The following is a 21236-nucleotide window of genomic DNA, read 5'->3' as shown; positions in this document are numbered from 1 at the left end:
GGTGACCCCGTTCGCGAGCAGCGCTGGGTACCGGGCCCCCTGTTTCGGCACAACGCCGGTGTGCCCGGCATTAGCCGACGTCACAGCGGTGCCGACGAGGCTGCCGCGGGGCCGGGATCGCGCATACGATCCACCTGATCCCCGCCTTTCGCCCGTCAGGAGCATCGACCCGTGCCTGCGCTGTCGTCCCGTCACGGCACCGCGTTCCGGTTGCTGCGGATCGGCGCGCTGATCGTCGCCTGCCTGGTGTTCCTGTGGGGGTGCGAGGTGAGCCGCAGCGCGACGCTCGGGGACGTGCCGGAGTACCTGGTGCTCGCCGGGCTGGCCGCAGTGGGCGGGCTGGCCGCCGCCTGGTTCGAGATCCGGGCCGTCCGGGCCGCGCGGCGCACGGTGACCATGGACGACGGGCGGTGGCGGGTGGTCGCGCGGGTCGCCGGGGACGGGGCGCTGGTGTTCGTCGGGCACGACGAGGAGCCGGAGGATTCGGACGATCCCGAGGATGCGCCGTCCGGGTGGGTGTGGACGTTTCCGGCGGAGTCGATCGACGCGGTGCGCGGTGTCCTCGCCAGCGGCTGCTTCCCCGGTGACGACCCCGGTGAGCTGGCCGAACTGGAGCTGCTCGACCTGCTCGTCGAGGCGGCGGAGGTGCTCGATCCGGTCGCGCGGGCGGATCCGGGGGCGTGGTTGCACGGGCACGGGGTGCGTGGTGAGCGGCACGAATGGGGGGTGGATCCGGCGCAGACCACGCGGACGTTGCCGATCGTCGGGACGCCGCTGGCAGGTCCGGGGCGGGGTGCGAAGCGGCGCGGAGCCCGGGCGTCGCCCGCGGCGGGGGACGCGGGGGGCGGGCGGGCAGCGGACCCGCGAGGTGCGGCCGAGCGCGGCTCCGCCGGCGGTGGCGCGCGCCCGGGCGGCGGGTCCTCGCCGCGGAGCGCACGCCGAGGGGCGGACTCCGCGAGCACGCTGGCGGAGCCGAACCAGCGATCGGCCCGTCCGCGCGACCCGGCCGGGCCGGGCGGACGGCCCGAGCGCAGTGCGCGACCCACCGCGGATTCCGGGACCGAACCGGAGGCGCGTGCCCGGCGCGGGGCTCCGGCGGATCGCGGGAGCGGACGGCGGCGAGGTGAGTCGGCCGCGCGGGCCGGACGCGGGCAAGGCTCCGGATCCACGGCGGTGCGCGGCGCGAACGAATCCGCCGGGCGAGCTCCGCGCGGCGGCGAGCCCCCGGAAACCGGGCCCGGAGCTGCGGCGGAACGCGACGCAGCGCCGCGGGCTCGACGCGGCACGGGTTCCGAGCGGGACGCCGAGGCCGCGACCGACCGCACGGTCGCGCGCCGTGCTCGCGGCGCCCAACCCGACCCGGCCGCACGGCGATCGGCGGATCGCGCCGAACCACCGGTCGAGCAGCACGGGGAAGACCAGCGGTACAGCGGCCCGATCCGGCGCCGGGGGGCAGGCAGGCAGCAGCGCCAGGACGCCGGGAGCTGGTGGGAAACCGCCGACGGCCCGACCGACCGCACCTACCGCGAACCGCCCCCGCCCCGCCTGTCCACCCCGCGCAGACGCCGCGACGACTGATCAGCCGACCGCGCGCGCCCCGCACCCCCGCCCCTCGAACCCGGTCACCACGCGGAACGCGAGCACCGCGCCCCACGGCCCGATCACCCAGACCGGCCAGAAGTAGGTGAACTCCCCGGCGCCGAGCGAGATCGCCGCCCAGATCACCAGCACGAGCAGGCTCACCCCGGCCCAGCTCGCGAACTCGATCTGCTGCCAGAGCGGCAGCGTGCGCACCCCGCGCGGCTTTGCCGCCTGCACAGCGGAATCCGAGATCGTGGGCAGGTCGGAGAGGAGCAGCGCGAGATCGTCCCGCGCCCGGGTGGCGTAGACCCGGGCGACCCGCTCGTCGTACTCCGCCAGATCCAGCCGCCCGTCGGCGAGGTGCCTGCCGAGCAGGCTCACCACCCCGTCGCGCTCGGCATCGGAGGCGCGGGTACCGGTTGCGATGTCCATGCTCGAGTCCTCTCGGCGGGAGGGGACACGGCATCACCCTCCACTGTGGAATATGACCAGCATGGTGCTTCCACAGTGGAATGTCAAGGGCGTTCAGAGAATCGCGAACGCCACCACGAGCCCGAGCGCGAAGTGCGCGGCCGCCACCACGAGCACCGCCGGGGTGTACCCCTCGGCGTGCAGCGCCTCCCCGATATCGATGCCGAGCGCCTTCTCGATCACCCGCACCGAGACCACCTGCGCGATGATCCCGACCAGGCCGAAGACGAGCGAGGCGATGAGCCCCTCCAGCAGCTTGCCCGAGGACGCGAAGATGGCGAGCACCACGATGAACGCCATGCTCACCATGCCCGCCGCCGTTACGACGATGGCGTTCGGCTTGCCCTCGAGCACCAGCTGACGCAGCTGCCCCGGCGTGGTGAGGTCGATGGCGTAGAAGCCGACGAGCATGAGCACCAGGCCGACGAGGGCGTAGAGCAGGATCGCGCCCACCCCTTCGCCGAGCGAACTCCAGTAGCCCGATTCGAGGGCGACAGCGGCGGTCATCGTGGTCCTTCCGGAAGTGTTGACGATCAATCGTCGGTGGGGATGCGGTGCGGGACGAAGGCGGAGCCGTCGTCGGTGATCAGCCCGGCCGTTTCGCGGATGCCGAGCCCGGCCGAGCTGTCGCCGACGATCCAGGCGCCGAGCACCGGCCGCATGTCGTCGAACTGCGGCAGCGGGTCGAGCAGCTGGTAGACGAAGCCCTCCGCGCCGTACATGCCACCGGTCGCGGTCTCCATCCCGGCGCCGACGATGGTCATGTTCGCGCCCTCGCGGCCGAGCTTGGGCTTGCGGATGTACTCGGTGAGCTCGTTCGGCTGGTCGAGGTAGGCGGGTAGCAGGTTCGGATGGCCGGGGTACATCTCCCAGAGCACCGCGAGGATGGCCTTGTTGCTGAGCAGCGCCTTCCACAGTGGCTCGATCCACATGGTCTGCGGCAGGCTCGCGACGACCCGCTTGCCGAAATCGTCGTCGAGCACCCACTCCCACGGGTAGAGCTTGAAGATGGCCTGGATCGGGTCCTCGGCCAGGTCGACGAAGCGCTCCAGCTCGATGTCGACGCCGACCTCTTCGATCGGCAGCCCGATGGTGTCGAAGCCGGCCTCGGCGGCGGTCTCCTGGATGTAGGCGGTGGTGACGCCGTCCTCGCCGGTCGGCTCGGCGCCGGACCAGCTGAAGTGCAGCTGGTCGCTGGGGAGCAGGCCGCGCAGCTCGCCCCAGCGCTCGACCAGCTTCTCGTGCAGCGAGTTCCACTGGTCGTGGTCCGGGTACCGCGCGGTGAGCCAGTGCCACTGCAGGATCGCCGCCTCCAGCAGCGAGGTGGGGGTGTCGGCGTTGTACTCCAGCAGCTTGGCCGGGCGGCGGGCGTCGTAGCGCAGGTCGAAGCGGCCGTAGACGTGCGGGTCGGCGCGGCGCCAGGATTCGGCGATCGGCTGCCAGCTCCACTCCGGCAGGCCGAAGTCGCGGTAGCGCTCGGTCAGCACGACGTGCTCGACGGCCTTCAGGCACATGCTGTGCAGCAGTTCGACATCCGCCTCCAGGGCGAGGATCTCGGCCATGTCGAACTCGTAGTAGACCGATTCGTCCCAGTACGGCCGCGGCTGCCCCTGCGCGTCGCGGCCGGGGGTGCCGTAGACCAGCCCCTGCCCCTCGACGATCTGCTGCCAGCCCTGCCGTGGTTCCACGCGGACCCGTCGCACCGCTAGGAACCTCCGCCGATCCTGCTGCCGAGCCCGCCGCGCTGCACCGTGGTGCCGGTCTTGGTCTTGATCTCGGTGTTCTTCGGCTTCACCGTGGTCCCGCCGGTCGGCTTGCTGCCGATGGCGGTGGAGCCGCCGTAGTAGTAGCGGTACTGGGGCCAGCCGGCCAGCACCACGACGCCGGCGGTGTCGCCGACGAAGCCGGGGCGGCCTGTGCCGCAGTAGCTGTCCTCGACGACGATCTCGTTGCCGTTCTGGTCGGTGCGCACGCAGGACGCGGTGACCGTGTCCGGCGCGGTGAGCGCCAGGTAGGCGAGGTAGCCACCGCCGACCAGCCCGGCGATGCCGACCACGGCGGCGCCGCCGATGAGCACCCGGTTGCGGGTGCGCTTCTTGGCCGCCGCGGCCTCGGCGGCGGCGCGCTCGGCGTCGCGGGCCTGCTTGCGCACCTTGTCTCTGGCGCGGGCCTCGGCAACCGTCGGCTGGCGCGGGCGCGTCACCCCCGCCTGCTGCTGCCGGATGCGCCCCGCGCGCTTCCCGCTTCCGGGTGGGGTGTTCCCGGGTGGCGGGGTGCCGTGCGCGCCCGGAAGTGAACCGGGCGGCGGCTGGAAACCGCCGGGCGACTGCCCGAACGGCTGCGTCGGGGGCGGACCGGCGGCCGGAAACGGCTGCGCACCCGGCTGCCCCGCAGCGGGATACGGCTGAGTACCCGGCTGCCCGGCGGCCGGGAACGGCTGAGTACCCGGCTGATCCCCGCTCGAAGGCGACGGTGTGCCGGGCTGCTCCGCGTCCGGACCCGGACGAGTGCCCGGACCCTCCGGGGACGACCGCGCCCCGGAACCGGGCATATTCGCCGCCGACCCCTCCTCGTAGACCGGTCCGGTGGACGCGGCGGTCCCCTCTTCCCACTGCGGCCTGCCGCCGCCGTCCGATCCCGCCCCCGGACGGTGTTCGTCTGTGCTCACGCCGCTACCGCTCCTCGAATCCGGACAGATCGCCCCGCGCGGGCTCCCAGCTTTCCACAACAAGACTCACCCGGCCAGGTGTATCGGGCGAGCGGAGCAGGGCGAGCAAGTGCTCGGCGGCGGGCCGCGGCCCCTCGGCGACCACGTGCACCCGCCCGTCGGCGGTATTGGTGGCGTGCCCGGTGAGTCCGAGTTCCAGCGCGCGCGACCGGGTCCACCAGCGGAACCCGACGCCCTGCACCTGCCCGTGCACCCAGGCGGAGAGCCGCTCGGCCGCCACCTACAGCTCCACGTCGAAGGAGAGCGTCACCTTGCTCCCGGACTTCAGGGTCCGGCCGACGGTGCACACCCTGTCGACGGCGCGCTGCACGCTCACCAGCAGCCGCTCGCGCTCGCCCTCGGAGAGCTCGCTGAGGTCGAGTTCGAAGACTTCGTCGATCTCCGGGTAGACCTCGTTCTCCCGGTCCGGGTCGCCGGAGACCCGGATGGTGGCGTCGAAGTGCTCGCCGAGCTTGCGGGAGAGCGAGAAGTCGGCGCTCAGCCCGGAGCACGCCGCGACCGCGATCTTGAGCAGCTCGCCCGGGGTGAAGGCGGCCGGGGTGCCCGCCGAGGCGACGCGCACCTCCGCGCCCCTCTCGTTGCGGCCGGTGTAGGCGCGGGTGCCGGTGCGCTCGACCCAGAGCGCCGCGGTGTTCTGCTCGGACATGGTCACGATCCTGCCATTCTCGGGGACGGTCGTGCCGGGCAACACCGGGCCGGGCGGCGGCATTCCGTTCACTCCTGGAACCGGTACCCCATGCCCGCCTCGGTGATCAGGTGCCTCGGGTGCGCCGGGTCGTCCTCCAGCTTGCGCCGCAGCTGCGCGAGATAGACCCGCAGGTAGTGGGTTTCGGTGGCGTACGAGGGGCCCCACACCTCGCGCAGCAGCTCCTTGCGGCCGACCAGCTTGCCCCGGTGCCGCACCAGCATCTCGAGCATCCCCCACTCGGTCGGGGTGAGGTGCACCGGCTCGCCGTGCCTGGTGACCCGCTTGGCGGCCAGGTCGACGGTGAACGAGTCGGTCACCACCACCGGCTCACCGCCGGTGTCGGCGCCCGCCCTGCGCACCGCGGCGCGCAGCCGGGCCAGCAGCTCGTCCATGCCGAACGGCTTGGTGACGTAGTCGTCGGCGCCCGCGTCCAGCGCCTCGACCTTGTCCGCGGAGTCGGTGCGGGCGGAGAGCACGATCACCGGGGCCGCGGTCCAGCCGCGCAGCCCGGCGATCACCTCGGTGCCGTCCATGTCCGGCAGCCCGAGGTCGAGGATCACCACGTCCGGGTGGCGCTCGGCGGCGGCGCGCAGCGAGGCGGCGCCGGTGCCCGCGGTGACCACGTCGTAGCCGCGCACCGAGAGGTTGATCCGGAGCGCGCGCACGATCTGCGGCTCGTCGTCGACGACGAGCACCGTCGTGGCCGCGGGGGCCGGGCCGGTCATCGGCGTGCCCCGGCCCCGGCCACCGCCGCCCGCTTCGGATCGGTCACGCGCACTCCTCGGCTGCGGGCAGGTCGACGAGCATGGTCAGCCCGCCGCCCGGCGTTGTCTCGGCGTGCACGGTACCGCCCATGGCCTCGGCGAAGCCGCGCACCACGGAGAGGCCGAGCCCGACGCCGGTGGTGTTGTCGCGGTCGCCGAGCCGCTGGAACGGCTCGAACACCTGCTCCTCGGCGCCGCGCGGGATACCGGGCCCGGTGTCGGCGACCGCGACGGTCACCCGGCCGCCGTCGCGCTGCGCGCTCACCCGCACCGGCGCCGCGGGCGGGGCGTGCCGCAGCGCGTTGTCCAGCAGGTTGGCCAGCACTCGCTCCAGCAGCCCCGGGTCGGCGGCGACCGCGATCTCGCCGACCTCGACCTCGACCCGCGCCATCGAGGCCCGGCGCAGCCCGCGGGTGCCCATACCGATGCCGACCAGCGCGCGGTGCACCGCCTCGTCCAGGTAGACGGTGAGCACCCGGGGCGCGACCACGCCCGCGGCGAGCCGCGAGGAGTCGAGCAGATTGTCCACCAGCGCGGTGAGCTGGTCCACCGACTCCTCGACGGTCTCCAGCAGTTCCTCGGTGTCCTCCGGGCCGAACTCGACGTCCTCGCTGCGCAGGCTGGAGACGGCGGCCTTGGCCCCGGCCAGCGGGGTGCGCAGGTCGTGCCCGACGGCGGAGAGCAGCGCGCGGCGCAGCCGGTCGGCCTCGCGCAGCGCCGCGGCGGCACCGGCCTCCTCGGTGAGCCTGGCCTGCCGCACCAGCCCGGCCGCCTGGTTGGCGACGGCGGCGAGCACCGGCCGGTCGGCGGCGGCCAGTGGCCGCCCGGCCAGCGCGAGCACCAGCTGCCCGTCGCCGGATTCGACCACGGTGTCGGCCTCGCCGGGCCGCGCGGGCGGCTCCGATCCCACCGCGGCGACGACGGTGTCGCCGTCGAGGACGCCTGCCCAGCGCTGCGCGTAGGTCTCCCTGAGCTGCTCCAGCAGCCGGGGCAGGTCGGCGCCGTGCAGCACCGCGCCCGCGAACTGGGTGAGCAGCTCGGCCTGGCGCGACGCCCGCCGCGCCTGCTCGGCGCGCGCCGCGGCGATATCGACCAGCGCGGCCACCGCGACCGCGACCACGAGCAGCACCACCACCGCGACGAAGTTGTCCGGCTCGGCGACGGTGAAGCTGTACCGCGGCGCGGCGAAGAACCAGTTCAGCAGCAGCCCGGAGAGCAGCGCCGAGACCGTGGCAGGCAGCACCCCGCCGAAGAGCGAGACGGCCACCACCCCGACCACGAAGACCGAGGAGAGCCCGGGCAGGTCGAGTACACCGTCCAGCAGCCAGGCGCAGACCGCGCAGACCAGCAGCGGCACCAGCACCGCCGCGGGCCAGGCGGCGACCGGGCGCCGCGGCCGCAGCGCCGCGCGCCGCAGCGGGCGGTGGGTCTCGGAGTGGGTCACCATGTGGATGTCGATCTTGCCCGACCGCTGGACCACCGCGGCGCCGATCCCCTCGTCGAACAGCCGCGCCCAGCGCGAGCGGCGCGAGGTGCCGAGCACCACCTGGGTGGCGTTGACCTCGCGGGCGAAGCCGAGCAGCGCGGACGGCACATCCTCGCCGGTGACGGTGTGCAGCGAGGCGTCGAGCGCACCGGCCAGCTCGCGCAGCCGGGCCAGCCGCCCGGCCGAGACCCCGGCCAACCCGTCGCCGCGCACCACGTGCAGCACCAGCAGTCCGGCGCTGGCCTTGCCCGCGATCCGGGCCGCGCGGCGCACGACCGTCTCCGATTCCGGGCCGCCGGTCACCGCGACCACCACCCGCTCGCGCGCCTCCCAGGTGGCGGTGATCCGGTGCTCGGCGCGGTACTTCGCGAGCGCGGCGTCGACCTGGTCGGCCAGCCAGAGCAGCGCGAGCTCGCGCAGCGCGGTGAGGTTGCCGGGGCGGAAGTAGTTGCGCAGCGCGGCATCGGCCCGGTCGGCGGCGTAGACATTGCCGTGCGCGAGCCTGCGGCGCAGCGCCTCCGGGGTGATGTCGACCAGCTCCACCTGCCCCGCCCCCCGCACCACCGCATCCGGCACCGTCTCCCTCTGCTCGATTCCGGTGATCTGCTCGACCACGTCGTTCAGGCTCTCCAGGTGCTGGACATTGACGGTGGAGATCACGTCGATCCCGGCGTCGAGCAGCTCGTTCACGTCCTGCCAGCGCTTGGCGTTGCGGCTGCCCGGCGCGTTGGTGTGCGCGAGCTCGTCCACCAGCGCGACGCCGGGCGCGCGGCGCAGCACCGCGTCCACGTCGAGCTCGTCCAGCACGGTGCCGCGGTAGGGCACCCGTCGCGGCGGCACGCGCTCGATCCCGTCGAGCAGCGCGGCCGTCTGCGCCCGGCCGTGCGTCTCGACGACCGCGGCGACGACGTCGCGGCCGCGCTCGCGGCGGCGGTGCGCCTCGGCGAGCATGGCGTAGGTCTTGCCGACGCCGGGCGCCGCGCCGAGGTAGATCCGCAGTTCGCCGCGGTTCACCGCCCGCGGTGGTGCCGCCGCCACGCCGCCGCGTAGGTCGCGGCCATGCCGCACAGGAAACCGGCCACCGCGGTCACCACCACCTTCATCGTTCCTCCGAGTTCCCGTTCACTCTGCTCGCGCCCGGCGCCAGGGGCGGGCATCTTTACGGTTCGTTGACGCCGGCGCCGCGTTTCCTGACGCTTCCGTATCACGGTGCGACGCAGGGGTGTTCACGCCCTGCGGGAAGCCCGGTGTCAACAAACCGTCAAGGCGCGCGGCCGCCCCGCCAAGAAGCCGTAAGGAGCGGCGGAAACGCGCCGCGGCTGTCGTTCACTCGATCGGGCGTGCTCCACGGCGGAGCAGCTCGAGGAGGTTCGACCCGATGTCCGTCGTCGTGTTCACGGTGCTCACCGTGGCCGTGTTCGCCCTGTTGGGCCTGGTCCAGCGCGGGGTGGAGCGGCTGTGATCGCGAATATCGCAGGCCTGGCACTCGCGGTGCCGGTCGCGCTGCTGGCGCTGGCCGCCCTGCTCTTCCCCGAGAGGTTCTAGGTGAACGACACGCTCCGGGCGGTGCTGGTGGTCGGCTCGCTGGTGGCGGCGCTCGCGCTGGTGCACGTGCCGCTCGGCGACCACATGTACCGCGTCTACACCGGCACGAAGCATGCCCGCGCGGAGCGGCTGATCTACCGGGTGATCGGGGTACGCCCCGAGGTCGAGCAGAGCTGGCCGGTGTACGCCCGCAGCGTGCTCGCCTTCTCGGCGGTCGGCGTGCTCGCGCTCTTCGCCCTCCAGCTGGCGCAGCGGGCCCTGCCGCTGCACCTCGCCGATCCCGGCACCGACCTGACCCCCGCGCTGGCCTGGAACACCGCGGTCAGCTTCGTGACCAACACCAACTGGCAGAACTACGCGGGTGAGAGCACCCAGGGGCACCTGGTGCAGATGGCCGGAATCGCGGTGCAGAACTTCGTCTCCGCGGCGGTCGGGATGGCGGTGGCGGTGGCGCTGGTGCGCGGCTTCGCCCGCACCCGCACCGGTGAGCTCGGCAACTTCTGGGTGGACCTGGTGCGCGGTACCGTGCGCATCCTGCTGCCGCTGGCCTTCGTGGCCGCGGTGGTGCTGCTGATCGGCGGTGTGGTGCAGAACCTCCAGCTGCACGACCAGGTGGCACAGACCGTGGCCGGTGCGGCGCAACCGATTCCGGGCGGGCCGGTGGCGAGCCAGGAGGCGATCAAGGAGCTCGGCACCAACGGCGGCGGCTTCTACAACGCCAACTCCGCGCACCCGTTCGAGAACCCGTCCGCCTGGACCAACTGGGTGGAGATCTTCCTGCTGCTCGTCATCGCGTGCTCGCTGCCGCGCACCTTCGGCCGGATGGTCGGCAGCCCGAAGCAGGGGTACGCCATCCTGGCGGTGCAGGCCGTGCTCGCGCTCACCGGCATCGCGCTCACCGTGCTCTTCCAGCTGCGCGCCGACGGCACCGTGCCGACCGCGATCGGCGCCGCCACCGAGGGCGTGGAGCAGCGCTTCGGCGTCGTGGATTCCGCGGTCTTCGCGGCGAGCACCACGCTCACCTCGACCGGCGCGGTGAACTCGTTGCACGATTCGTACACCGGCCTCGGCGGCATGATGACCATGGTCCACATGCAGCTCGGCGAGGTCGCGCCGGGCGGCGTCGGCTCCGGGCTGTACGGAATCCTGGTGCTCGCGGTGCTCACCGTCTTCGTGGCCGGGCTGATGGTCGGCCGCACCCCGGAGTACCTGGGCAAGAAGATCACCCCGCGGGAGATCAAGCTGGCCGCCGCCTACATCCTGGTGACCCCGCTGGTGATCCTGAGCGGCACCGCGCTCGCCGTCGCCATGCCGGGGCAGCGGGCGAGCATGCTCGCGTCCGGGCCGCACGGCCTCTCCGAGGTGCTCTACGCCTTCACCTCGGCGGCCGCGAACAACGGCTCGGCATTCGGCGGACTCTCCGGCAATACCGAGTGGTTCAACACCGCGCTCGGACTCGCCATGCTCTGTGGCCGGTTCCTGCCGATCGTGCTGGTCCTGGCGCTGGCCGGGTCGCTCGCCGCGCAGGGCCGGACCCCGGAGTCGGCCGGGACGCTGCCCACCCACCGTCCGCAGTTCGTCGGCATGGTCACAGGCGTGACCGTTGTCCTGGTCGCGCTCACCTTCCTGCCCGCCCTCGCGCTCGGCCCGCTCGCCGAAGGAATCGGTTCATGACCTCCACGCTCTCCTCCCCCGCCCCGGCCGCGCCCGCACCCCGCCGCCCAGGCGCCGTGCGCGCCGGGCTGCTCGACCCGGCCATGCTGCTCACCTGCCTGCCGCAGGCGCTGCGCAAACTGGATCCGCGCACGCTCTGGCACAACCCGGTCATGCTCATCGTGGAGATCGGCGCGGCCTGGTCCACCGTGCTCGCGGTGGCCGACCCGAACTTCTTCGCCGCGGCGGTGGTCGCCTGGCTCTGGCTCACCGTGCTCTTCGCCAATCTGGCCGAAGCGGTCGCCGAGGGCCGCGGCCGCGCGCAGGCGGATTCGCTGCGCAGGGCCCGCACCGACACCGTCGCCCGCAGGCTCGCCGCGGGCGGCGCCGAGGAGCGGGTGCCCGCCCCCGAGCTGCGCCGCGGCGATCGGGTGGTGGTCGAAGCGGGCGAGGTGGTGCCCGCCGACGGCGACGTGGTCGACGGCATCGCCGCGGTCGACGAGTCGGCGATCACCGGCGAATCCGCGCCGGTGATCCGGGAATCCGGCGGCGACCGCTCGGCCGTCACCGGCGGTACCACGGTGCTCTCGGACCGGATCGTCGTCGAGATCACCCAGGAGCCGGGCGCCGGCTTCATCGACACCATGATCGCCCTGGTGGAGGGGGCGAAGCGGCAGCGGACGCCGAACGAGATCGCGCTGAACATCCTGCTCGCCGCGCTCACCGTGGTCTTCCTCTGCGCGGTCGTCACCCTGCAGCCCCTGGCGATCTATTCGCGCGGCAACGACACCGGGGTGGCCGACACCCTCGCGCTCACCGCCGAAGGCATCTCCGGCATCGTGCTGGTAGCGCTGCTGGTCTGCCTCATCCCGACCACCATCGGCGCGCTGCTCTCGGCCATCGGCATCGCCGGGATGGACCGGCTGGTGCAGCGCAATGTGCTGGCCATGTCCGGCCGCGCGGTGGAGGCGGCGGGCGATGTGAACACGCTGCTGCTGGACAAGACCGGCACCATCACGCTCGGCAACCGGCAGGCCTCGGAGTTCCTGCCCGCGCCCGGTATCTCGCCGGACGAGCTGGCCGACGCCGCGCAGCTCGCCAGCCTCGCCGACGAGACCCCGGAGGGCCGCTCGATCGTGGTGCACGCGAAGGAGGCGCACGGCCGCCGCGCGCGCGGCGCCGGCGAGCTCACCGGCGCCACCTGGGTGCCGTTCACCGCGCAGACCAGGATGTCCGGCGTCGACCTCGCCGACGGCCACCGGCTGCGCAAGGGCGCGGCGGCCGCGGTCGTGGCGTGGGTTCGCGCCGAGGGCGGTTCGGTGCCGGACGAGATCGGCGCACAGGTGGAGCGGATCTCCGGCGCGGGCGGCACCCCGCTGGTCGTCGGCGAGGTGCGCGCGGGCACCGCCCGCCTGCTCGGCGTGCTGGCGCTGGTCGACGTCGTGAAGGACGGCATGCGCGAGCGGTTCGACCAGATGCGCCGGATGGGCATCCGCACCGTCATGATCACCGGCGACAACCCGGCCACCGCCGCCGCCATCGCGAACCAGGCCGGGGTGGACGACTTCCTCGCCGAGGCCACCCCGGAGGACAAGCTCGCGCTCATCCGGAGGGAGCAGGAGGGCGGCCGGCTCGTCGCCATGACCGGCGACGGCACCAACGACGCCCCGGCGCTGGCCCAGGCCGATGTCGGGGTCGCCATGAACACCGGCACCTCGGCGGCCAAGGAGGCGGGCAACATGGTCGACCTCGACTCCGATCCGACCAAGCTGATCGAGATCGTGGCGATCGGCAAGCAGCTGCTCATCACCCGCGGCGCGCTCACCACCTTCTCCATCGCCAACGACATCGCCAAGTACTTCGCGATCATCCCGGCGCTCTTCGTTCCGCTCTTCCCCGGCCTGGCCGCGCTGAACGTCATGCGGCTGGCCAGCCCGCAGTCGGCGATCCTCTCGGCGGTGATCTTCAACGCGGTGGTGATCGTCGCGCTCATCCCGCTGGCGCTGCGCGGGGTGCGGTACCGGCCGAGCGACGCCGCCGGGCTGCTCGGGCGCAACCTCGCGATCTACGGCCTCGGCGGCATCGTGGTGCCGTTCCTCGGCATCAAGCTCATCGACCTGTTCGTCCACCTTCTCCCCGGGATGTCCTGACATGCGTACGACCACCTGGATCCGGCAGCACCTGGCCGCGGTGCGCGCGCTCGCCGCGCTCACCGTCGTCACCGGGATCGCCTACCCGCTCGCGGTGACCGCCGTCGGGCAGCTGCCCGGGCTGAGCGAGCGCGCGGCGGGGTCGGTGATCACGGTCGACGGCGCCGCGGCCGGCTCCCGGCTGCTCGGCCAGTCCTTCACCGCCGCCGACGGTTCCGCGCTGCCCGGCTACTTCCAGAGCCGCCCCTCCGCGGCGGGCGACGGCTACGACACGCTCGCCAGCGGCGCGAGCAACCGCGGCCCGGAGGACATCGTCGACACCGCCGACGCGCCGAGCCTGCTCACCCAGGTGTGCACGCGCAGCAGGGAGGTCGGCGACCGCGAGGGGGTCGACGGCTCCCGCCCGTTCTGCACCGCCGACGGCGTCGGGGCGGTGCTCGCCGTCTTCGGCCCGCGCGCCGCCGACGGCACGGTCACCACCCCGGCGCGGGTGGTGAGCGTGAACCAGCCCTGCCCGGCCCGCCCCTTCCTCGCCGGCTACCGCGGCGTCACCGTGGAGTGCGCGGCGGAGCAGGAGGATTGGTCGGCGGCCCGGCTGGTCCCGGTGCGCGGCTCTGCGAGCGGTAGCCCGGCGGTGCCCGCCGACGCGGTCACCGCGAGCGGCAGCGGCCTCGACCCGCACATCTCCCCGGAGTACGCCGCGCTGCAACTACGCCGGGTGGCCGCTGCCCGCGGAGTGCCAGAGGATCGGGTGCGCGCCCTGGTCGAGGCGCACACCGACGGCCGCGCGCTCGGTTTCCTCGGCGAGCCCGCGGTGCGGGTGCTGGAGCTGAATCTCGAGCTGGACCGGCGCTATCCGGCGCCGTAGCAGAACGCGGCGGCCGCCAGGTACTGGCGGCACTCCGGGCCGTGACCGGCGTGCATGCTGCAGATGAAGCGGGCCCGGTCCAGGTCGAGCGGGACGGTGGGAGCCGCGGCACAGTCGCTGTGCTGCGAGCTCCACAGATCCCTGGTGTCCAGCGAGGTCTGCATGGTCGCGCCTCTCGGGGGATCGGTTATCGGGGGTCGGTCATTCCGCGATCAGCTTCCACTCGTCCGGCAGCCGGACCTCGGTGACCTCGTCGCCCTTGGCCTGCACGTCGACGGTGACGGCGCCGAGCCGCAGCGCGGAGAGCGTCACCGTGCCCCAGCCGCCGGGCAGCCGCGGCCGCACGCCGAGCGTGCGCTCCGGCACGTTCGGCTCCAGTCCGAGGAAGGAGCGCACCAGCAGCATCGGGGCCGCGCTGGCCCAGGCCTGCGGCGAGCAGGAGGTCGGGTACGGCACCGGCGCGGCGAAGCGGGTGCGCGGGAAGCCGCAGAACAGCTCGGGCAGCCGCCCGCCGAAGGCGGCCGCCGCGTCCAGCAGCCCGCCCGCCAGCCGGGTCGCCAGCTCGACCGCGCCGGGCACGTGCTGGTAGCGCAGCAGCCCGGCCACCGCGAGCGCGGTGTCGTGCGGCCAGATCGAGCCGTTGTGGTAGCTCATGGGGTTGTAGGCGCCCATGTGGGAGCCGAGCGTGCGCAACCCGAAGCCGCTGTCCATCTCCGGCCCCGAGAGCCGCCGCACGATCTGCTCGGCGTGCGAGTCGGTGGCGATCCCCGACCACAGGCAGTGCGCGACATTGCTGGTCAGCGCATCGACCCTGCGCTTGTCGCGGTCCAGCGCGACGGCGTACCAGCCGCGCTCGGGCAGCCAGAACTTCGCGGCGAAGTTCTGCTTCAGCTCGGCCGCCTTGTCCCGCAGCTTGGCCGCCACCCGCACCTCGTCGAAGGCGGCGGCGAGCTCGGCGCGGGCCAGTACCGCGGCGTAGGTGTAGCCCTGCACCTCGCAGAGCGCGAGCGGCGCCTCCGGCAGGTGCCCGGAGGCGTCGTTGATGCCGTCGAAGCTGTCCTTCCAGCCCTGGTTGATCAGGCCGCGGTCGGTGGCCCGGCGGTACTCGACGAAGCCGTCGCCGTCCCGGTCGCCGTAATCGCGCAGCCAGCGCAACGCGGCGTCGGCGGCGGGCAGCAGCGCCTCCACCGCGTCCCGGTCGGCGCCCCAGCGGTGCGCCTCGTTGAGCAGCATGACGAAGAGCGGGGTGGCGTCGGCGGTGCCGTAGTAGATGTTGCCGCCGAGCACCTGTCCGCTGGCCGGGCCGCGGCGCATCTCGTGCATGATCCGCCCCGGCTCCTCCTCGGTGAGCGGATCCACCCGCCGGCCCTGCAGCTCCGCGAGCTGCTCCAGGGTGCCGACCGCGAGATCGACCTCCAGCGGCAGCGCCATCCACGCGGTGAGCAGGCTGTCCCGGCCGAAGAGCGTCATGAACCAGGGCGCGCCCGCCGCCACGAAGGGGCGGCCGTCGCCGTGCTCGTCGTGGATCTGCAGCGCGCCGAGATCGCTCTCGGTGCGGCGCAGCACCTGGGCCAGCACCGGGTCGTCGGCGCGCACGTCGGTGGCGCTGTCCCGCCACGCCTCGATCTTGCGGCCGGGCGCGCTGATGCCGAGCTGCTCGCCCGGGCTCAGCGACTGGATGCGCTGGTTGCCGACGGTGGGCTGGGCGATGATCTCGGTCTGCCAGAGCTCGCCGACCGGGACCACCACCCGCCACACCAGCGTGCCCGGCAGCACCACCGGCTCCACCGTCGACGAGACCGAGAGCCCGCGCATCCGCTCCGAGCGGTCGTGCAGCAGCAGCTCGCCGTCGGCGGCGGTGACCTCGGCCCTGGTGTGCCCGGCCCGGCCCTCCTTGACCGCGAAGAGGTCGACGAAATCCGCGTCGACGTGCAACTCCAGCGTGACCGCTGTCGGCTCGCGGCCCATGTTCTCCAGCGTGATGGTCTCGTGCAGGCCCTCGGCCACCAGCCGCTCCCTGACCACGAGCAGGGTGCTGTCGGCGATCCCGGCCTGCGGTGGACGGCGCAGCACGAACCTGGCCGCGAACGCCTCCGGGCTCAGCACGGAGAGCGAGTCCGCGGGCTTGCCGTCCACCAGCAGCTCCCAGCGGGAGATGACGCGCGCGTCCCGGTAGAACAGGCCGTGCGGCAACCCGGGCGCGATATCGCCGAGCCGGTTGGACAGGCAGAAGGTGCCGCCCTCCACCAGGGTCACCGAGGCCCCGCAGCCACCGAGCCCGGTGGGTTCGCCTGCGTTGAGCGGGGCGGGCGCGTCGGCCGTCATGCCCGGCCGCTCGCCGCGAAGGTCATGGCGGTGGAGCCGGCGAAGCGAACGGCGCGCTCGCGCAGCAGGTTCCGGTAGACCTCCTCGTAGCCGCGGCCGAGCGTGTCGGCGCCGAAATTGGCCGTCACGTGCGCCCGGCAGGCCGCCGGGTCGTAGCCGCGCACCTCCGCGATGGCGGCGGGCAGCTCGGCGGGGTCGTCGCAGATCCGCCCGGTCACCCCGTCCACCACGACCTCGGGCACCGCGCCGCCGCGCAGCGCCACCACCGGGGTACCGCAGACCATCGCCTCGATCATCACCATGCCGAACGGCTCCTCCCACCGCACCGGGAACAACAGGCAGCTCGCCTCGGAGAGCAGCGTGCGCTTGGCGGTGGCGTCGGCCATGCCGAAGACGTGGTCCTGCTCACCGAGCAGCGGGCGGACCTTCTCCTCGAAGTAGTTCTGCTCCGCCGGTTCGCTGCACTTGCCCGCGAGTACCAGGGGGATACCCGCTTCGTGGGCCGCTTGAACCGCGAGATGCGGCGCCTTGTCCTCGGTGTAGCGACCGAGGAAGAGCGCGTACTCCTTCTTCTCGGCGCGGAACGGCCACTCGTCCACGTGCAGCGCGTTGTGCACGCGGCCTGCCCAGTTCAGGTCGGGGGCGAGCGCGCGCTGCCGGTCGCTGATCGCGACCAGCGCGACCTCGTCGCCCATCTCGCGGTAGTAGCGGTAGCAGTCGTCCTGCACCGGGCCGTGCACAGTGACCACGGTGGGCAGTCCGAGCCCCTCGTAGGCGGGGGCGTTGAGCGGGCCCGCGAAGGTGTGGTCGTGCACCAGGTCGACCCCGGCGGTGTCGGCCAGCTTCTCGATCGCGCGCCGCACCCGCAGTGCGTGCACCACCTCGGGGAACGGCTCGCCGAGCCGCTCCGGGACCGCGCGGTCCCACAGCGGCAGGAAGTTCGCCTTGGTCCCCGGCTCCCCCGCACCGAGCAGGGTCACCTCGTGGCCCCGGCCGACCAGCGAATCCACCAGGTCGGCGACGACCGCCTCGACGCCGCCGTACGCCTTGGGCGGCACGTCGAAGTACGGCGGCACCACCATGGCGATCCGGAACCGATCGGGACGACGACCGAGCGACAGCAGATCCGCGGTATCGAACTGCGCCGGGATCGGCGCTGACAGCCCTGCGCTCATGACCCTCCTTCCAGGGAACAACCGTGAAGCACATCCACCCGGCACACCGGTGTACCGGGCGCAGAAAGACGGCCGCCGCGGCGGAGGTGAAGACCGAGCGAGCACCGCCGTCCATGGGGCAGGTCGGCCTGGGAGGGTGCGGAACGCCAGCTGAAGTTCCCAGGGGGGCCGCCGACAACATAGCCCACTTTCGGCGCTCCAAACCTCGAAACCGAGAGCAGAGCGGCGCGTCGGCGAATACTCAGCGCACGATGGAAATCGCGCCTTCCCCGTCGGGATACCCGAAATTCAGCGTTCCCTCGGCTTCTTCCCGAATCTCAGCAGCCTTCTAGCTACCGATCGGATACCCGGGCTCGATCCGCAGTGTGCTGCCCGCCGGCGACCACCGCCCGTGCACGAAGCCGTCCACCGGGTACACCGGGACCCCGGCCGCCGTACGCCGCCCTTCGGCCTCGCCGCGGGCCGATCCCGACCTCGGCCGGCCCGATCGTGATGTGGCGGTTGCGCAGCGAGAGGCCGTGCACCGCTCCATCTTCGCGGGTGGCACCGACACTCAGCCGCTGTCGCCGCAGCGCGCGGGGTTGGGCAGGTCGCGGCAGGGTTCGTTGCCGTGCGCGCGCAGCACGTCGCTGCCGCCCTCCTCGGTGAGGTAGCGCAGGAAGGCGGCGGCCGGGGAGCCGGGCGGCGCGGCGCCGTAGCTGTAGGCGAACTCGATGCCCCACAGCTCGTAGCGCCCGGCCAGCGCGGCCTGCCGGTCGGGGGCGACGCCGTTCAGCGCGGGGGTGCGCAGCCCGGCCCGCGTCGCCTCGCCGAACTCGCTGTACCCGATGGCGCCCCTGGTGTTCCGCACCGTCTGCAGCAGGTCGCCGGTGACCTCGGCGGTGCAGCGGGTGGGGCCGGTCAGCTCGCGGCCCTGGATGGCGAGGCAGCTGGTGTGCGGAACGGCCGGCTGCGACCCGCCGAGCACCCGCTGCTCGAAGACCGCGCGCGTCCCCGAGCCCGGTGTCCGCTCCACCAGCACCACCGGCAGCCGCGGACCGCCGACCTCGCTCCAGTCGGTCACCCGGCCGGCGTAGATATCGCGCAGCTGCTCGGTGGTGAGCGAGGGGATATCGAGGTCGGGGTGGGTGACCACGGTGAAGACCGCCACCGCGAGCGAACGCCGGTCCAGCTTCGGGTAGTTGGCGCCGATCGGGTTGTCGCCGATGGCGATCAGCGTGCCGTCGGTGGAGGCGGCCCTGGTCAGCCGGTCCAGCCCGCGCTCGGTACCCTCGAAGGCGAAATCGAACCGCAGGTCGTGGCATTCGGCGCGGTACCGCCGGGCGGCGTCCTCGATCACCGGCCGCAGCGCCGACGACCCCACCACGGTGAGCCCGCCGCCGACGCAGCCGCGCGGCGGCCGGTCGGCCCGCACCACCCCGACCACCAGCTGCGCCGCGATCACCAGCACCAGGAAGCCGACCAGCGAGAACATCGCGCGCGATGCCCGGGTCCGGCTGCGGGTCTCCAGCAGCCGCCCGCCCTTGACCCCGCCGCGCAGCTCCGGCTCGACATCCTCGGCGGAGCGGCCCTGCCGCTGCAGGATGGCGAGCACCTTGTAGTGGTCGCCGCGGTTCAGCGGGACCTTGGGGAGGTCGATGACGCCGCGGCTCGCGCTCGCGTCCCAGCGGTGCGCGATGCCGGAGCGGGCGTCCAGGCACTCGGCGAGGCCGGGGTGGCTCAGCTCGGTGACCGCCATGCCGATCACCCGGCGCCGCGGGAAGTGCAGGTGCAGCCCGGCCCTTCCGCTGTCCAGCGTCTGGTAGTCGCTGGTGTCGATGGTGGTGGCGCCGGAGTTCTCGATCCGGACCAGCACCACCGAGAGATCCTTGAGATCGGTGCGGCCGTCCGGTGATTCGGGGCGCAGCCGGGTGAGCACGCCGGGGAAGACCGACTCGATCTCCCCGGTGACCGGGGTGTCCATCTGCACCCGGTAGCCGAGCCTGCGCCTGCCGACCACGACGAACTCCCAGAGGAAGGCCGTGATCGGCACCGCGACGCCGATCAGCGCGAGGACGATCTCGATCGGAAACCCGTCCACGCCCGCGCGCCTCCCCCGTATTCGGTTGCCGTGAGCACATTTTCGACGGCGATACGGCGGATCGACAGCCGGGGCGGGACAGTTCGCCGAGTGTTCCCCGTGGGTTCAGCGCCCGGTGGTCCAGGCCAGCAGCTCGGCCAGCGGCCAGGTGTTGATCACGCGCTCCGGCGGCACCCCGTTCGCCACCGCGCGCTCGCAGCCGTAGCCGAGCCAGTCCAGCTGGCCGGGGGCGTGCGCGTCGGTGTCGATCGAGAACAGGCACTCCATCTCGACGGCGAGCCGGAGCAGCCGGGCGGGCGGGTCACGGCGCTCGGGGCGGCTGTTGATCTCCACCGCGGTGCCGTAGGCGCGGCACGCCTCGAAGACCACCTCGGCGTCGAACTGCGATTCCGGCCGGGTGCCGCGGCCGCCCTCGACCAGCCGCCCCGTGCAGTGCCCGAGCACGTCCACGTGCGGGTTGGCGACGGCGTAGACCATGCGCTCGGTCATGGCGGCGCTGTCGTCCCTGAGCCGGGAGTGCACGCTGGCCACCACCACGTCGAGCTCGGCGAGCAGCTCGGGCTCCTGGTCCAGCTCACCGCCTGCCAGGATGTCCACCTCGATCCCGGTGAGTACCCGGAAGGGCGCGATCTCCGCGTTCAGCTCGGCGACCACGTCCAGCTGGCGGCGCAGCCGCTCGGCGGAGAGGCCGTTCGCCACGGTGAGCCGCGGCGAGTGGTCGGTGAGCGCGCAGTACTCGTGGCCGAGCGCCGAGGCCACCGCCATCATCTCGGCGATCGGGCTGCCGCCGTCGGACCACTCCGAGTGCGTGTGCAGGTCGCCGCGCAAGTGCTGCCGCAGCGCCGACCCGGCCGGGCCGATCGGCTGGGCCGCCTGCCGCAGCTCGGCGAGGTGGCTCGGCACCGCGCCCGCCAGCGCCTCGGCGATGACCGCCGCGGTCTTGGGGCCGATCCCGGCCAGCTCGCGCCACGAGTTCGCGGCCGCGTGCGCGGCGCGCTCGGGCTCGGGCAGCGCGTCCACCACGTCGGCGGCGCGCCGGTACGCCTTGACCCGGTGCGTCTCGGCGCGCGAGCGCTCCAGCCAGAAGCCGATCTCGCGCAGCGCCTCGACCGGGCCCGGCGCGCTCACGGGCGCAGCGCGGCGTACTTGAGGAAGGCGACCCCGTCGGCGAAGACCCGGCTGGTGACCACCCGGAAGCAGGCAGGCTCGGGCAGCCGCGCCCCGGTACCGAAGAGCGGGCGGCCCGCGCCGAGCACGATCGGGTACAGCTTGAGGAACACCTGGTCGATCTCGGGTAGCAGCGCCTGCGCCAGCTCGCCGCCGCCGCAGAGCCAGATGCCGAGCCCCTCCTCGCGCTTGAGCGCCCGCACGGCGGCGACCGGGTCACCGGCGATGAGCTCGACGTCCGGGTCCGGTTTCTCCGGCAGCGTGGACGAGACGACGTACTGCCGCAGGTGCGAGTACGGGCTGGCGGTGCCGGTGCGCACGCCGAAATCGTGCGTGCGCCTGCCCATCACCACCGTGTCGAAGGTGCCGTTCGGCTTGTCCACGCCGAGCGCCTCGCGCACCTTGGTCGGCAGCGTCTCCGGGTAGTGCGCGTTGATGTAGGGGCCGTGGTCGCCGCCGACCGGGAAGAAGTCGACCGAGCCGTCCTCGGTGGCGATGAAGCCGTCGATGGTCGAGGCCACGTAGTAGGTGAGCTTGCGCATGCGTCCTTCCCTC

18 protein-coding genes are annotated in these 21236 nt (G+C 73.3%); 4 read left to right on the top strand and 14 right to left on the bottom strand.

Annotation, left to right across the window (positions count from 1 at the left end):
* Positions 1-171 precede the first annotated feature (171 nt).
* Positions 172-1578: a hypothetical protein gene (locus tag NH2_RS24055; RefSeq protein WP_067658717.1), complete on the top strand. Its 1407-nt coding sequence runs from the start codon at positions 172-174 to the stop codon at positions 1576-1578.
* Here the strand turns inward: NH2_RS24055 and NH2_RS24050 are convergent, their stop codons facing one another.
* The 8 genes from NH2_RS24050 to NH2_RS24015 form a co-directional block, all read right to left on the bottom strand.
* Entirely contained in the window at positions 1579-2013 is a 435-nt protein-coding gene (locus NH2_RS24050) for a DUF1707 SHOCT-like domain-containing protein (RefSeq protein ID WP_067658714.1), read from the bottom strand.
* Positions 2014-2106: 93 nt separating this feature from the next.
* Positions 2107-2559 (bottom strand): DUF350 domain-containing protein, encoded by a 453-nt coding sequence (locus NH2_RS24045; protein WP_067658711.1) that lies wholly within the window; start codon positions 2557-2559, stop codon positions 2107-2109.
* 26 nt (positions 2560-2585) lie between these two features.
* Positions 2586-3755: a glutathionylspermidine synthase family protein gene (locus NH2_RS24040; protein ID WP_067658709.1), complete on the bottom strand. Its 1170-nt coding sequence runs from the start codon at positions 3753-3755 to the stop codon at positions 2586-2588.
* A 2-nt stretch (positions 3756-3757) separates the two neighbouring features.
* Positions 3758-4255 (bottom strand): hypothetical protein, encoded by a 498-nt coding sequence (locus NH2_RS24035; RefSeq protein ID WP_067658706.1) that lies wholly within the window; start codon positions 4253-4255, stop codon positions 3758-3760.
* Between the two features lie 469 nt (positions 4256-4724).
* The gene (locus NH2_RS24030; protein ID WP_067658703.1) at positions 4725-5000 is read right to left on the bottom strand and encodes an acylphosphatase; all 276 of its coding nucleotides are present in this window, start codon (positions 4998-5000) and stop codon (positions 4725-4727) included.
* A complete protein-coding gene (locus NH2_RS24025; RefSeq protein ID WP_067658961.1) occupies positions 5001-5426 on the bottom strand; it encodes an OsmC family protein in 426 nt (141 codons plus the stop codon). It lies immediately after the preceding gene.
* 68 nt (positions 5427-5494) lie between these two features.
* On the bottom strand, positions 5495-6193 hold the full coding sequence (locus NH2_RS24020) for a response regulator (protein WP_067658700.1): 699 nt from the start codon (positions 6191-6193) through the stop codon (positions 5495-5497).
* A 43-nt stretch (positions 6194-6236) separates the two neighbouring features.
* Positions 6237-8732, bottom strand: a complete 2496-nt coding sequence (locus NH2_RS24015; protein ID WP_067658958.1) for a sensor histidine kinase — start codon at positions 8730-8732, stop codon at positions 6237-6239.
* A gap of 531 nt (positions 8733-9263) precedes the next feature.
* On the opposite strand from NH2_RS24015, the gene kdpA reads away from it, so the two are divergent.
* Genes kdpA through NH2_RS23995 form a run of 3 tightly spaced genes read left to right on the top strand, consistent with a single transcriptional unit; the run spans position 9264 to position 13934 of the window.
* Complete coding sequence (kdpA, locus tag NH2_RS24005) at positions 9264-10937, top strand: potassium-transporting ATPase subunit KdpA (protein WP_067658695.1); 1674 nt, start codon at positions 9264-9266, stop codon at positions 10935-10937.
* Positions 10934-13066 (top strand): potassium-transporting ATPase subunit KdpB, encoded by a 2133-nt coding sequence (gene kdpB / locus NH2_RS24000; RefSeq protein WP_067658693.1) that lies wholly within the window; start codon positions 10934-10936, stop codon positions 13064-13066. The genes kdpA and kdpB overlap by 4 nt, the downstream gene beginning before the upstream one ends.
* Position 13067: 1 nt before the next feature.
* Complete coding sequence (locus NH2_RS23995) at positions 13068-13934, top strand: potassium-transporting ATPase subunit C (RefSeq protein ID WP_067658690.1); 867 nt, start codon at positions 13068-13070, stop codon at positions 13932-13934.
* Here the strand turns inward: NH2_RS23995 and NH2_RS23990 are convergent.
* From NH2_RS23990 to NH2_RS23965, 6 genes are all read right to left on the bottom strand, one after another.
* Positions 13919-14098 (bottom strand): hypothetical protein, encoded by a 180-nt coding sequence (locus tag NH2_RS23990; RefSeq protein WP_067658687.1) that lies wholly within the window; start codon positions 14096-14098, stop codon positions 13919-13921. The two genes, NH2_RS23995 and NH2_RS23990, sit on opposite strands and share 16 nt — an antisense overlap.
* Before the next feature lie 37 nt (positions 14099-14135).
* Entirely contained in the window at positions 14136-16259 is a 2124-nt protein-coding gene (locus tag NH2_RS23985) for an amylo-alpha-1,6-glucosidase (protein WP_067658679.1), read from the bottom strand.
* Entirely contained in the window at positions 16256-17341 is a 1086-nt protein-coding gene (locus tag NH2_RS23980; protein WP_157103950.1) for a glycosyltransferase family 4 protein, read from the bottom strand. Before NH2_RS23980 ends, NH2_RS23985 begins: the two co-directional genes overlap by 4 nt.
* A gap of 646 nt (positions 17342-17987) precedes the next feature.
* On the bottom strand, positions 17988-19514 hold the full coding sequence (locus NH2_RS23975; protein WP_067658676.1) for a PstS family phosphate ABC transporter substrate-binding protein: 1527 nt from the start codon (positions 19512-19514) through the stop codon (positions 17988-17990).
* A 105-nt stretch (positions 19515-19619) separates the two neighbouring features.
* A complete protein-coding gene (locus NH2_RS23970) occupies positions 19620-20642 on the bottom strand; it encodes a PHP domain-containing protein (RefSeq protein WP_067658673.1) in 1023 nt (340 codons plus the stop codon).
* Complete coding sequence (locus NH2_RS23965; protein ID WP_067658671.1) at positions 20639-21223, bottom strand: dihydrofolate reductase family protein; 585 nt, start codon at positions 21221-21223, stop codon at positions 20639-20641. The genes NH2_RS23970 and NH2_RS23965 overlap by 4 nt, the downstream gene beginning before the upstream one ends.
* Between the last annotated feature and the right edge of the window lie 13 nt (positions 21224-21236).

The organism is Nocardia harenae NBRC 108248 (genome assembly GCF_001612885.1).
Lineage (GTDB): Bacteria > Actinomycetota > Actinomycetes > Mycobacteriales > Mycobacteriaceae > Nocardia > Nocardia harenae.
The sequence above is the reverse complement of the archived record's forward strand: the minus strand, read 5'-3'. Positions and strand labels throughout refer to the sequence as shown.